General features: G+C 68.0%; 10 protein-coding genes and 1 pseudogene. 5 read left to right on the top strand and 6 right to left on the bottom strand.

The window, feature by feature from the left end:
• Positions 1–183: 183 nt before the first annotated feature.
• Positions 184–828, bottom strand: a complete 645-nt coding sequence (gene alkB, locus J0L98_RS19610) for a DNA oxidative demethylase AlkB (protein ID WP_296413648.1) — start codon at positions 826–828, stop codon at positions 184–186.
• Positions 829–1,009: 181 nt separating this feature from the next.
• Here alkB and J0L98_RS19605 point away from each other — a divergent pair, with 181 nt between their 5' ends.
• The 3 genes from J0L98_RS19605 to J0L98_RS19595 all read left to right on the top strand — a co-directional run bounded on the left by J0L98_RS19605 (position 1,010) and on the right by J0L98_RS19595 (position 2,770).
• The gene (locus tag J0L98_RS19605; protein ID WP_296413646.1) at positions 1,010–1,168 is read left to right on the top strand and encodes a hypothetical protein; all 159 of its coding nucleotides are present in this window, start codon (positions 1,010–1,012) and stop codon (positions 1,166–1,168) included.
• A 19-nt stretch (positions 1,169–1,187) separates the two neighbouring features.
• Entirely contained in the window at positions 1,188–2,153 is a 966-nt protein-coding gene (locus J0L98_RS19600) for a ZIP family metal transporter (RefSeq protein ID WP_296413644.1), read from the top strand.
• 119 nt (positions 2,154–2,272) lie between these two features.
• Positions 2,273–2,770, top strand: coding sequence for a Dps family protein (locus J0L98_RS19595; RefSeq protein WP_296413642.1), 498 nt, complete (start codon positions 2,273–2,275; stop codon positions 2,768–2,770).
• A 297-nt stretch (positions 2,771–3,067) separates the two neighbouring features.
• Here the strand turns inward: J0L98_RS19595 and J0L98_RS19590 are convergent, their stop codons facing one another.
• A complete protein-coding gene (locus J0L98_RS19590; protein ID WP_296413641.1) occupies positions 3,068–3,940 on the bottom strand; it encodes a pyridoxamine 5'-phosphate oxidase family protein in 873 nt (290 codons plus the stop codon).
• 5 nt (positions 3,941–3,945) lie between these two features.
• Positions 3,946–4,581 carry a glutathione S-transferase gene (locus tag J0L98_RS19585; RefSeq protein ID WP_296413639.1) on the bottom strand — a complete coding sequence of 212 codons (636 nt, stop codon included), beginning with the start codon at positions 4,579–4,581 and terminating at the stop codon, positions 3,946–3,948.
• Between the two features lie 124 nt (positions 4,582–4,705).
• Here J0L98_RS19585 and J0L98_RS19580 point away from each other — a divergent pair, with 124 nt between their 5' ends.
• A complete protein-coding gene (locus J0L98_RS19580; protein WP_296413638.1) occupies positions 4,706–5,602 on the top strand; it encodes a LysR family transcriptional regulator in 897 nt (298 codons plus the stop codon).
• A 492-nt stretch (positions 5,603–6,094) separates the two neighbouring features.
• Positions 6,095–7,495: a tetratricopeptide repeat protein gene (locus J0L98_RS19575; RefSeq protein WP_296413636.1), complete on the top strand. Its 1,401-nt coding sequence runs from the start codon at positions 6,095–6,097 to the stop codon at positions 7,493–7,495.
• Between the two features lie 17 nt (positions 7,496–7,512).
• Here the strand turns inward: J0L98_RS19575 and ovoA are convergent, their stop codons facing one another.
• The 3 genes and pseudogenes from ovoA to J0L98_RS21690 form a co-directional block, all read right to left on the bottom strand.
• A complete protein-coding gene (gene ovoA, locus J0L98_RS19570) occupies positions 7,513–9,912 on the bottom strand; it encodes a 5-histidylcysteine sulfoxide synthase (RefSeq protein ID WP_296413635.1) in 2,400 nt (799 codons plus the stop codon).
• A gap of 36 nt (positions 9,913–9,948) precedes the next feature.
• Positions 9,949–11,178 (bottom strand): DNA polymerase IV, encoded by a 1,230-nt coding sequence (locus tag J0L98_RS19565; protein ID WP_296413633.1) that lies wholly within the window; start codon positions 11,176–11,178, stop codon positions 9,949–9,951.
• A 60-nt stretch (positions 11,179–11,238) separates the two neighbouring features.
• Positions 11,239–11,844, bottom strand: a pseudogene (locus J0L98_RS21690) (hypothetical protein); the annotation flags it as partial.
• Between the last annotated feature and the right edge of the window lie 108 nt (positions 11,845–11,952).

Raw genomic sequence — 11,952 nt, 5'->3', positions numbered from 1 at the left:
GCAGCGGACAGCTTGATCCCGGTTCGGCGATTTCTCTTCTGGACGGGCAACGGCGCTCGCTCAATTCGCCTTGCGGCCGAATTTCTCGGTGAGCTGGCTGAGCTTTTCCAAGCGGCGCCGCTCGGCTCCTGTGCTGTCGACGAAGGGCGCCGGTTGGAATCGACAGGGGTCGCAAGATTTTTCTCAAGCCGCCCGGCGGAAGGTGAGGTTGATGCGGCAGTTGCCAGTGGCCGGGTGGCTGCCGTCGGCAAGGGGCGCGACACCGTGGAAATGCAGCCGCGCCGGGCCGCCCCAGACCACCACGTCGCCGTGCACGAGGGGCAGGCGCAGGGGCCGGCCGCCCCGGGTCGGACCGCCGAACAGGAAGGTGGCGGGCAGGCCTATGGACACGGAGACGATGGGCTGGCTCAGGTCGGCCTCGTCCCTGTCCTGGTGCAGGCCCATGCGGCAGCCGGGCAGGTAGCGGTTGATCAGGCAGGCATCCGGGGCAAAGTCCGCAAAGCCCGCGTCGGCGGCGGCGCGGCGGGCCAGGTCGGCAAGAAGGGCGGGCATGGGCGGCCAGGGCTGGCTTGTCTGCGGGTCGACAGGGCTGTAGCGATAGCCGCGCCGATCACTGATCCAGCCCCGCTCGCCGCAGCTGCTCATGGCCACCGACATGGTCTGCCCGCCGGGCGTCTGCATCTGGCGGAAGGGCGCGCGGGCGGTGACGTCGGCCACGGCCGCCAACAGGGCGGGAGCCTCGCCCAGGGCAAAGGTGCGCAGCAGCACGGCGCCCGGCGCGAGGGCTTCACGGGCGGCGAGGGTGTCGGGGAAGAGGTCGGCCGTCATGGGTCTGCAAGGGAAATGGGGAGCGTGATTGGCATGTGTAGGGTTAAATTCACTCGACCCACCGGGCGCGCCTGCCTGCAATGGCTTTTTCCAATCGGGATCAGCGAAAGAGGCAATTGGACGCGCGGCCTGCCAGTGTCGAGAATGGATCCATCAGATGCATTTTCGCAAGGAGAAGATCATGACCACGCTTCAGTTGGCACGCCATGAAGTTGAAGCCCGGGCCAAAGGCCAGGCCCAGGCCCATCCGCTCCGCTTTGCTGTCGGGGTGACCATCACGGTGGCGGGAGCGGCCCTCTTTCTCGCCCAGGTGGCCTGGCTTCTTGCCGCGGCAATCTGATCCGAACCCGGGAGGACGCATGCAGAATAACAACACGACGGGCACCGGGCTGGCCCTCGATGGGGCCGCTGCCGTCACCGGGCAGGCCTGGCGCGACGCCTGGCGCCTGCAGGCACGCCAGCACCCGTGGATGATGGCCGGGCTGGCCCTGTCCATGGCGGCGGTGACCCTGATGCTGATCTCCGGCATTATCGATGGCCTATCGGGGGGCGGCGCACCCGTGCGTCTGGCGGCTCTCGGCGGCCTGGCCGGCTTCGCTGCAACTGCCCTGGGGGCGCTGGCGGGCATCGCCCTGGGGCGCATCTCCGCCCGCATGGAGGACAGCCTGCTCGGCTTCGCCGCCGGCATGATGCTGGCGGCCAGTTCTTTCTCCCTGATCCTGCCCGGCCTCGCCGCGGCCAAGGAGATGACCGGCAACGGGGCGGCCGGGGCCCTCATCGTGGTGGCCGGGCTGGCCCTTGGCGTGCTGCTGATGCTCGGCCTCGACCGCTTCACGCCCCACGAACATGACAGCACCGGCCCCTGCGGCCCGGGCTGCGAGCGCATTGGCCGCGTCGGCCTGTTCGTGCTGGCCATTACCCTGCACAACCTGCCCGAGGGCATGGCCATCGGGGTGAGCTTTGCCCGTGGCGAACTGGACGTGGGCCTGCCCCTCACCAGTGCGATCGCCCTGCAGGACATCCCCGAGGGCCTGGCCGTGGTGATGGCGCTGCGGGCCGCCGGCGTGGGGGCCTGGCGTGCGGTGCTGATGGCGGGTGCCTCCGGCCTGATGGAGCCCCTCGGGGCGCTGTTCGGGGTCGGCATCGCCGGTGGTCTGGCCGTGGCCTATCCCGTCGGCCTGGGCCTTGCCGCCGGGGCGATGATCTTCGTGGTGTCCCACGAGGTGATCCCCGAGACCCATCGCAACGGCCACCAGACGCCGGCGACCCTGGGCCTGATGGCCGGCTTTGCGGTGATGATGTTCCTGGACACGGCGCTGGGATAGTCAGGGGCAATCCCCATCAGCGAAATTGGCAATTGGACCATCGGCGGTGGCGCTCCGATACTGGAGTCAGCCCCGCCGAATTTCCTTCGGGGCGTTGGCCTCAATCAAGGGAGACTGCCATGAAATCCACCTACCAAGCCGCAGGCCCGATGATGGACATCGGGATCACCGCCACCGACCGGGCCGAGATCGCCGCCGGTCTGTCGCGCCTCCTGGCTGACAGCTTCACCCTCTACATGCTGACCCACAACTTCCACTGGAACGTGAAGGGACCCATGTTCAACAGCCTGCACCAGATGTTCATGGTGCAATACACCGAACAGTGGAACGCCCTGGACGTGATCGCCGAGCGCATCCGCGCCCTGGGCCACCCGGCTCCCGGCACCTTCAGCGAATTCGCCCGACTGGCCTCCATCGAGGCGCCGGAAGGTGTGCCCGCGGCGAAGGACATGATCCGCCTGCTGGTGGCGGCCCAGGAAGCTACCGCCCGCACCGCCCGGGGGCTCTTCCCGCTGGTGGACAAGGCCAGTGACCAGCCCACTGCCGACCTCCTCACCCAGCGCCTGGAGGTGCACGAGAAGACCGCCTGGATGCTGCGCAGCCTGCTGGAGGAGTGAGCCTTTGTGGGGGGCGAATTGATCGACTGCGGACTTTCGCTCTGTAGGGGTGACTTGTAGGGACGACTTCAGTCGCGCAAAACGCGCCGATCACAGGCATGCCCTTGATCGAAGTCCGCGGGCGACTGAAGTCGCCCCTACCCGTCCTCTGGCCACCGTCAGTGCCTCCCGCAAGCCCCACCCGCTTCACCCGTCGGGTGATCCGAGCGAGGCCATCGAGATCTTCGCCAGCATCGGGGTTGCCTCGGGTTCAGGGAGGTCCGCTGCGGAAAGCAGCGTGAACCCGGCCCCGCCGCCTCAGCCCGCATCCTCCCAGCGCAGGGGCAGGGCGGCGCGGTGGTGCCTGACGCCGGTCACCCGCAGCAGAAGGCGCCGGGGTGGGCCGGGCAGGATCTCGGCGGTGGCCTGCAAGTGCAGCAGGCTGCCCCGGGTGAAATCGGGGAAGAGCAGGCCGGCCCGCGGGTTGAGCAGCAGGTTGCCCAGGGTGTTGAAGTAGTTGTTGCCGGCAAAGTCGTCGATGCCCAGGGTGTCGCCATCAACCGTGATGAAGCCCGGCGGGCCGCCCCGGTGGGAGACATCCACACCGTGGGCCGGATCGGCGTCGTCTGACGGGTGGGCGGTGGCGATGAAGAAGGTGTCGGCGGCGCGGATCCAGGCCCGCTCGGCGTCGCTCAGGCCGGCCCTTTTCTCGGCCGGTGCACCGGCGCGCCAGTCCGGGTCGAACAGGGCGCAGCGCGGCTGGATGTACTTGGGGCAGTTGCCGAAGCTCTGCTCCACGCCCAGGCTCAGCCCGTCGGTGCCGCGCGCCAGCACCCGGCCGTTGGCTCGGTTGCGCCGCCGGGTGTGGGCCTCGATGCCGAGCAGGCCGAAGCGTGCGCCGGGGGTCAGCAGGGCATCAAGGGGATCGTCCGGCGCCGGCCGTCCGGCGATCTGCAGGTGGCGGCCATCCGGCGCCGACACGAAGCCCGGTGCCCCGGCTAGCATGCTGAGGTGGGGCTGGCCGGATGGATCGGTGGTCGCCACCACCACAAAGGGCAGGCTGGAGAAGAAGCCCCTGTGTTGCTCGGGCATCTCCTCGCGGATCACCCGCGGCCCCACCTCGGCGAGGCGCTCCCGGCTGCCGGCGGCGGACTGGAGGGCCGTCTCTCCGGCATGGAAGACGCTGTGCATGGTGCTCAGGCGCGCAGCCCGGCGGCCGTCACCGGCATCGGGAAGAAGCCGGGCAGTGCCTCCACCCGGGCCAGCCAGGCGCGGATCGCCGGGTAGGCGTCCAGGGACACATTGCCCTCGGGCGAGTGGGCGATGTAGGTGTAGTTGGCCACATCGGCGATGGTTGGCGTGTCGCCGGCCACCAGCCAGGGACGCTCGGCCAGCTCCTGCTCCATCACGGCAAACAGGGCGTGGGCGCGGGCGATCACTTCTTCGGCATTGAACTGCATCTTGAACACAGTGAGCAGGCGCGCGGCACAGGGGCCATAGGCGACCAGACCGGCTGCCACCGTCAGCCAGCGCTGCACCTGGGCCTCAATGGCCGGGTCGGTGGGCAGCCAGTGGGGGGCGCCGTACTGGCGTGCCAGGTAGACCAGGATGGCGTTGGAGTCGGCCACTGTCACGTCGCCGTCGCGGATCACCGGCACCTGGCCGAAGCGGTTCATGGCCAGATAGGCGGGGGTCTTTTGCTGACCACCCAGGAGGTCCACGTCCACCGCCTCCACCGGGAGGCCGAGCAGGGACAGGAAGAGTTCGGCCCGGTGACTGTGGCCGGACAAGGTGAATCGGAAGAGCTGGATGGCTTGGGCGGGGTGCTTCATGGCAGACCTTTCGTGGGTGGCGGGTGAGGGGAGAGGAGAGGCTGATCGGCAGTGTGGTTTAATCCGTAATCCGGATAAATGCCTGGATGTTGATTTAACTACTCCGTTTAGTGGAGCAATTCCCATGGACAAGCTGAAGGCGATGGCAACCTTCGTGCAGATCGCCGAGGCGGGCAGCCTGAGCGCAGCGGCCCGCGCCAGCGGGGCTTCCCTGCCGGCGGTGGTCCGCACGCTGGCGGCCCTGGAGGCCGATCTGGGCGTGCGCCTTTTCAACCGCAGCACCCGCCGTATCGCCCTGACCGGCGAGGGGCGTCACTATCTGGAAAGTTGCCGCAACCTGCTGGCGGCCCTGGGCGAGGCGGAGTCGGCCCTGCGTGACGAAGCGGGCGACCCCTCTGGCCAGCTCACGGTGACGGCACCGGTGCTGTTCGGGCAGATGTACGTGGCGCCTGCGGTAACGGCCTTCGTGCAGCGCCACGCCGGCATGCGCTGTCGCCTGTTGCTCCTCGATCGGGTCACCAATCTGCTGGAGGAGGGCATCGACGTGGGGGTGCGCATCGGCCACCTGGAAGACTCGTCGCTGATAGCCCATCCCGTCGGCAAGGTGCGGCGGATGGTAGTGGCCAGCCCCGACTATCTGGCCCGCCAGGGCATCCCTGCCCACCCGCGGGATCTGCTGCAGGCCAACTGCGTCGGTTTCTCGGCCGGGGGTGGGCCCTGGTGGCGTTTCGAGGAGAAGGGGCGCAGTTTCACCGTGCCGGTCACCGGCAACCTCGAGTTCAACCATGTGTCACCTGCGGTGGACGCTTGCCTGGCCGGCGTGGGCTTTGGCATGTTCATCTCCTACCAGGTGGCGCCCCATCTGGCGAGCGGGCGCCTGTGCGCGGTGCTGGAGGCCTTCGAAACCCCGCCTAGGCCTATCAGCGTGGTCTATCCCCACGCCCGCCTGCAGCCGGCGCGGGTGCGGGTCTTCGTGGCCTGGGTGCGGGAGGCGCTGGAGGCGGCGGGCCTTTGCAGCTGAGGCACGTTGGTGGCTGGAGGGTTGAAGGTTTTGTAGGGGCGACTTCAGAGGGTGTCGCAAAACTCGTCGCCCACCCGGCATTCACGATGGACTCGGCATCAAACGCGGTTCAGTCACCCGAAAATGCCATGTTTTTTGCGAGCTAAATGCCGTTTTTGATCTCATAACGCGGGTGTCTCGGCTGTGCAAAAATGGTGTTACAACACCCTCGTCAGTCGCCCGCGGATGCCAGATCAAAGGCATGCCTGTGATCGACGTGTGGTGGGCGACTGAAGTCGCCCCTTGTCGCCCCGACGAGCCGCCCTTTTGGGAAAGGCCGCGCAGACGGCTTTATCAGGCGACACCTCGAGCTGTGGTTCCTGGGGAAGATCTCGGTACCGGAACCCAGCGCATGACCAGAGGGTAGAGTCGGCGTCTCCCCCATCAGGGGCTGGCCCGCTGCCCTGCCCGGCGCATACCAGGGCCGAGCTGCAGACCCTGAGTGCCGATTGGGTGCGGCGTGAACCGGACAGCGCGGATGCCTGGCGCTTTGCCGTGGGCGCCGCCAGTGGGCTTAAGCAGGGCGCGCAGGAGCTGGAGGCGTGGCGCGCCCTGTGGCGAATCAGCCTCGACCGTCCGGATGTGGGTTACGGCTTCGGCCGGGCCCTGGCCACAGCCGGTCTGCGCAGCGAGGCCCTGGAGCAGGCCCAGGCCCTGGTGGCGGCTCACCGGGAGTACGCACCGGCGCGCCTGCTCGTCGCCCAGGCGCGCCACGCCGCGGGTCAGTACCGGGAGGCGGAGGCGTCCTACCGGGAGGCCATCGCTCTTGATCCCTGGCAGATGCCGGCCTACTGGGGCTTGGCCGATCTGGCCCGGCTGAGCGGCGATCATGCCACTTCGATTTCTCTCTATACCTGCCTGCCCGAGAAGGACAAGGACACGGCAACGACCTGGTATTTGCGCGGTGTCGTTGAGGCGCGCCTGGGGCGACCGGAGGCGGGCGAAAAGGCGGTTGTCCTGGCGCCCGCCAATGCCGAAACGCTGGCCAACAGGGCGGGCATCCGGCTGGAGCTGAACAAGCTGCCCGCCGCCCTCGAGGACGCGCATCGGGCGGTCGAGCTCGATCCGAAATCCCTCCAGGGTTGGCGGATGCTGAGTCTGGCCTACCTGAAGGCGGGCAAGCCGCGGGAGGCGGCGATGGCTTACCAGAAGCTCGACGGGTTGGTGAGCATGACGCCCGATGAACTGGTGTCGTGGGCCGAAGCCATGATTGGGACGGGCAATCCGGATCAGGCGCTGGTCATCCTGCGCAGGGCCGAGGCTGCTGATCCGAAGCTGCTGCGCATGTGTCTCACCACCGCCAAGGCTCTGGGTGCCAAGGGGGACCCGGCCGGCGCCCTGGCCTACGAGGAGCGGGCGCTGGTGATCGACCCGGTCAATGTGCTGGCCTGGAGCGGCAAGGGCTATGCCCTGATGAAGCTGGGCCGCCTGTCCGAAGCCATCGAGCCCCTGGAGACGGCGGTGCGTCTGGATCCGAACATGGCCAATGCCTGGATCAACCTGGGCGAGGCGCAGTTGCGCAGCCGCAACCTGGGGCGGGCCATCCAGTCCCTGGAGAAGGCCCTGACCCTGAGCCCGACGGCGCAGGATGCCCGCTACTATCTGGCCCAGGCCTACCTGGGCGCGCGCCTGCCCCGGAAGGCCCGCGAAAACGCCCAGACCCTGCTGGAGAAGCGGCCCGGTGCGGCGCCGGTGATGACGCTGGTGGTTCTCAGCCATCTGATGGAGAGCAACATCCCGGCTGCGACGGAGTCGTACCAGCAGCTTTTCGCCCGTGCGCCCGAAGCGGCCCGCAAGCTCCGCGGGCAGGCCGTCAGCAGTGGTGTCGCCGCGGCCCGCGACTGGCCGGAGTAAGGCCGCGGCGTGCTTTTTCAGCGCTCCCGCTGCCAGAGCATGCCGTGGGTGACGATGAACTGGTACTTGCGGGCGTGCTCACGGATCACCAGGGGCACTTCCTCCTCCCGGCGCAGCACGAAGCCCTCTTCACGCAGGTAGGCCTTCAGGGCGTCGGCGCTCTTCACCGGCTGGCCGTCCTGCTCGTAGCCGCCGAGCCAGGCTTCCCTGGGGGTGAATTGCTCCAGCCATGAATAGGGCGAGAACAGGGCCACCAGCCCGCCCACCTTGACCAGACCGCGGTGGCCGCCAAGGCGACCAAGCAGGGACTTGGGGCTGGGCAGGCGGCACAGGAGGTTGGCCAGCAGCACCGCATCCATGTCCACCAGCTCGGCGGGCAGGGAGCAGGCGTCGGCCTGGCGGAAGCTTACCCGGCTGCGGTCAATGGCCGGGTCGATGCGGGCGGTCAGGGTCTGGCCGAGGTCGCCCTCGTCACGGCGGAACCAGGGGCGGTTGCCGTCCTTCTTCAGGGCATTGGCGGCGTCGATGAAGGCGCGGGACAGGTCCATCCCGAGCACCTCGTCGAAGCCCCGGGCCAGCTCGAAGCTGGCGCCGCCGACGGCGCAGCCGATGTCCAGGGCGCGGGCGGTGCCGCTGGCGTACTGGCGCGCGCCGTCGATGAGCCAGTCGGCGCAGCGCTGGGGAAAGGCGGTGGCGCGCTGGGGGCCGCCGGGCCAGGGCATCTGGGTCTGGGGTTCGCCGTGGTGGAGGAGCATGTAGTCGTCCACCATGCGCGCGTCCTCGTACACCTGCCGGCCGGAGTCGGCCATGGCGAGCTTGATGATGCCGCCATCGTGGGCGGCCTGGACGACACGGAAGCCGGCGTGCTGGAAGAAGTGGGGGCGGAAGTGGAAGCGCGCCCACACGCTGGCCTCGTCACCACAGGAGATCCACGAGCCGCCCAGGATCATCTGGTGCTGGCCGTCGTAGCAGGGGGTGGAGAAGTCGTCGTAGTAGGGGTGGACCTTGCTACCCGGCAGGGGATGGAAATCGTCCCCGTGCCACTGCCACACGTTGCCGAACACGTCGCGGGCACCGCTCGCCGCCGGCTGGCCGGCATCCACCGGCCATGGGGAGCCGTGGGCGAGCTGGCTGTTCCAGCCGAGGGTCTGGCCCAGGCGGATGCCGTCGTGGTGGGCGGCGGGGTCGCTGCGGGCCCACGAGGCCTCACGCAGGGCGTGATGCTCGGCCTCGGTGGGCAGTCGACAGGGAATGCCGTCCCGGGCGCTGCGCCAGGCACAGAAGGCGGCGGCCTCGTGGGCGTTGACCTCGGCCGGCCAGCTCCACGGCATCGGGATGGTCTCGAAGAGCGTGCGCAGGCGGTACTGGTGCAGGCCGGCGGGGCCGTCGGGCACCCAGAAGCACGGCCATTTGCTGTTGCGGAAGCCGCGCCACTCCCAGCCGGCCTCGGTCCACCACTGGGGGTCGAGATAGCCGCCGCTCTGGATGAACTCGAGGAAGGCGCCGTTGCTGACGAGCTGGCTGTCCACCCGGAAGGCCTGCACGGCCACGCTGCGCTCGCCGTATTCGTTGTCCCAGCCGAAGCTCGGCCAGTCGCGGGGCTTGCCGATCCTGGCCTGGGTGGCGGGCAGATCAATGAAGCGCGGCAGGGGGTAGTCGGTGCCGGCAGTGGGTGGAAACGGGGCGGCGGTGCCGGCGCTCGGGTGCAGGGCGGGCCATTCGGGCGGGCGCTGGACGCTGTCGATGGGCAGCTCTCGGATCAATACCGAGGAGGTTTCCAGGTGGATGCGCTCGTGCTCGAAACCCAGGAACAGCGCCCACAGGGGGTGATCCATGGTGATCGGCGCGTGGCCGGCGGCGAGGTCGGGGTGGGTCTCGATGAGTTGGCGGACGGTGGTGTAGACCTGCTGCCGGTAGCGGTGGGCTTCGGCAAAGCTCGGCCACAGCATCTCGTTCTTGGACATGTCGTCCCAACGCATCTCGTCCACGCCGGTTTCGAAGATGCGCTCGAAGTAGGGGTTGATGGGGTTGTCGATGAGGCCTGCAACCCGCAGCTTGTTCACATAGAGCGCCGCCGGGTGACAGTAGTAGAACAGCATGGGGTGGCGCAGGTGATGGTAGGGCGGCCGGTAGAAGGCGGCCTCACCCTGCAGGCCGGCAAAGAGCAGCTCGGTGAGGGTCCAGCCGTTGTCGAACACCGCCAGCACCGATTCGCGGCTACAGGTGTCGAGGCGGGGCTGGGGCAGGGCGGTGAGGCGTCCGTCGGGCTGACGGCCGGGGCAATCGGCGGGGGGCAGGCCGGTCCACCACCAGGCCGGGCGGGGGCCGTGCAGCAGGGCATCGTGCTCGCCCCGGAGGTTCTGGTGCCAGGGCTCCACGGCGGCGGGGATGGCCGGTTCTAGGGTGGGGTGGGACATGCGGGTCTCCTGGAAGGCATTCTTGTCATGGCCGCATCAGGCGAAGAGTTCCGCCTGGGCCGGTTGGGGTGTGGCGTGTCCGGGGTTGGCGTCGCGGCGGCTCAGGCTGGCCACGCGCACGCCGAGCAGGCGGATGCGCCGGTCGAGTTGCACGCGCCGTGCACATTCCCCCGCGGCCCGGCGGATGGCCGCGGCCTCGCCGGTGGGGGCGGGCAGGGTCTGGTCGCGGGTGACGGTGTGGAAGTTGTCGAAGCGCAGCTTGAGGCCGATGGTCTTGCCCACGTAGCCCTTGCGCGCCAGATCGGCGGCGAGCTGCTCGCACAGGCGGGTGAAGTGCCCGGAGAGTTCGGCCTTGTCGGCACGGGGGTGCAGGTCGCGTTCGAAGGTGGTCTCCCGGGACAGGCTCTTGGGCTCGCTGCGCGTGACCACCGGGCGGGTGTCGTCACCGTGGGCCGCCCGATGCAGCCACACGCCGTAGCGCTCGCCGAAGTGGTTCTGCAGCCAGGCTGGGTCGGCGGCGGCCAGATCGGCGATGCTGATGATGCCCAGGGCTTCGAGGCGCGCGGCGGCCTTGGGGCCGATGCCGTTGATGCGCCGGGCGGGCAGGGGCCAGATGCGGGCGGGGATGTCCTCGGCCGCCACCACGGTGATTCCGGCGGGCTTCTCCAGGTCGGAGCACAGCTTGGCCAGCAGCTTGTTGGGTGCCACCCCCAGGGAGCACGACAGCCCGGTGGCCTCACGCACGGCCCGCTGCAGGCGCAGGGCGATGGCCCGGGCACCATCACGGCTGCCGTCGGGGTTGAGGGCGGTGAGGTCCAGGTAGATCTCGTCGATGCCCCGGTCCTCGATCATCGGGGCAACCGTCTCCCCCGCGAACAACTGGAGCCGCGGCGCCATCGCTCCGTCGAGATCCAGCTGCAGTTCGAAGCCACCACGCAGCAACCAGCGCAGCTTGTCCTGCTCTGCCCGCGGCAACGAGGCCCCGGACGGGAAGATCTGGTCGCCACGATCCTTGATCACGCGGTGCTCCAGCTCCGTGTCCTCCTCCACTTGTACCAGCTCCTTTTGCTTGACGTCTAGACCTTCAATCTCGGCGTTAAGGCGAGGGACAACTAAAGAGGACCAGGAGGCCTGGTTGCGCTGCAACGTGTGCTGGATCCCAGAGAAACATCGGTACGTGAAGTCGTTGAAAGCCACGTCCATCCGTTGGATCGTTGTGTTGTTGCGGAGTTCGTCGTCCAGTGCTTCACCGCTCTTGGTGGTCATTTGATTGTGTCGGAGGCACAGTTCATGCAGCGACTGATTGTCGCGCACTGCTTTCGATAGGGCAAGGCCACCGACATCGGTGATCATGTTAGAGGCGAGGCTCACTACGCGGAGGGTGCGGTTGCGGCGCAGGGCATCGGCGATGTCGGCCGCACCTTCGTCCGCGAGGCGATTCTTGGAGAGGTCAAGTGTTACAAGAGTTTTGTTCGCTGCAATTGCAGCCCCAAAGACGGCACCGTCTTTGCTTCGCAGCCCACATCCAGACAAAGACAGCTCTACCAAGGTGCGGTTGTCCACCAATGCATCGGCAATAGCCTTCAGCCCGCCTGTGAGGTCGTTGCCTCCCAGCTTGAGCCTCTTCAGTTTGGAGCTGCTGACGAGGACGGCGGCCATCTTCTTGGCAAACCCTTCGCCGAGCTCATTCGTTTCGAGTTGCAATACTTCAATGGTCTCTAATCCATTCTCGACGCTGCGGGCCATTGCCTGGCAGAGCTGCAGACCGCCCTTGTCCGAGAGCGCATTGCGCTGTAGGTCTAAATGCTGCAGCTGCGTGGACTCTAGGACGGAGGATAGCACACGCGCACCCTCAGGCCCCAAGTTGTTGGAAGACAGGTCTAATTTCGTCAAACATTGATTGTCCTCCAAACCTGCTGCCAGTAAGTTCATGCCCTCTGCACCGAGGCCGTTGGAACTGACCGATAAGTTGCAGAGCACGGCATTGGCTTTGAGCATCGCCCCCAACGCGGCCGCACCGCCGCGGCCCGCCCGCCGGTG

The sequence above is a fragment of the Zoogloea sp. genome, from assembly GCF_017302315.1.
In the GTDB taxonomy this organism is placed as follows: domain Bacteria; phylum Pseudomonadota; class Gammaproteobacteria; order Burkholderiales; family Rhodocyclaceae; genus Zoogloea.
Note: the sequence above shows the minus strand (reverse complement) of the source record. Positions and strands in the feature narration are given on the sequence as shown.

What these genes read in the sequence shown, in the direction of transcription:
- alkB (WP_296413648.1), bottom strand. Translation starts at nt 828, where the DNA reads ATGACGGCCGACCTCTTCCCCGACACCCTCGCCGCCCGTGAAGCCCTC.
- J0L98_RS19605 (WP_296413646.1), top strand. Translation starts at nt 1,010, where the DNA reads ATGACCACGCTTCAGTTGGCACGCCATGAAGTTGAAGCCCGGGCCAAA.
- J0L98_RS19600 (WP_296413644.1), top strand. Translation starts at nt 1,188, where the DNA reads ATGCAGAATAACAACACGACGGGCACCGGGCTGGCCCTCGATGGGGCC.
- J0L98_RS19595 (WP_296413642.1), top strand. Translation starts at nt 2,273, where the DNA reads ATGAAATCCACCTACCAAGCCGCAGGCCCGATGATGGACATCGGGATC.
- J0L98_RS19590 (WP_296413641.1), bottom strand. Translation starts at nt 3,940, where the DNA reads ATGCACAGCGTCTTCCATGCCGGAGAGACGGCCCTCCAGTCCGCCGCC.
- J0L98_RS19585 (WP_296413639.1), bottom strand. Translation starts at nt 4,581, where the DNA reads ATGAAGCACCCCGCCCAAGCCATCCAGCTCTTCCGATTCACCTTGTCC.
- J0L98_RS19580 (WP_296413638.1), top strand. Translation starts at nt 4,706, where the DNA reads ATGGACAAGCTGAAGGCGATGGCAACCTTCGTGCAGATCGCCGAGGCG.
- ovoA (WP_296413635.1), bottom strand. Translation starts at nt 9,912, where the DNA reads ATGTCCCACCCCACCCTAGAACCGGCCATCCCCGCCGCCGTGGAGCCC.
- J0L98_RS19565 (WP_296413633.1), bottom strand. Translation starts at nt 11,178, where the DNA reads ATGACCACCAAGAGCGGTGAAGCACTGGACGACGAACTCCGCAACAAC.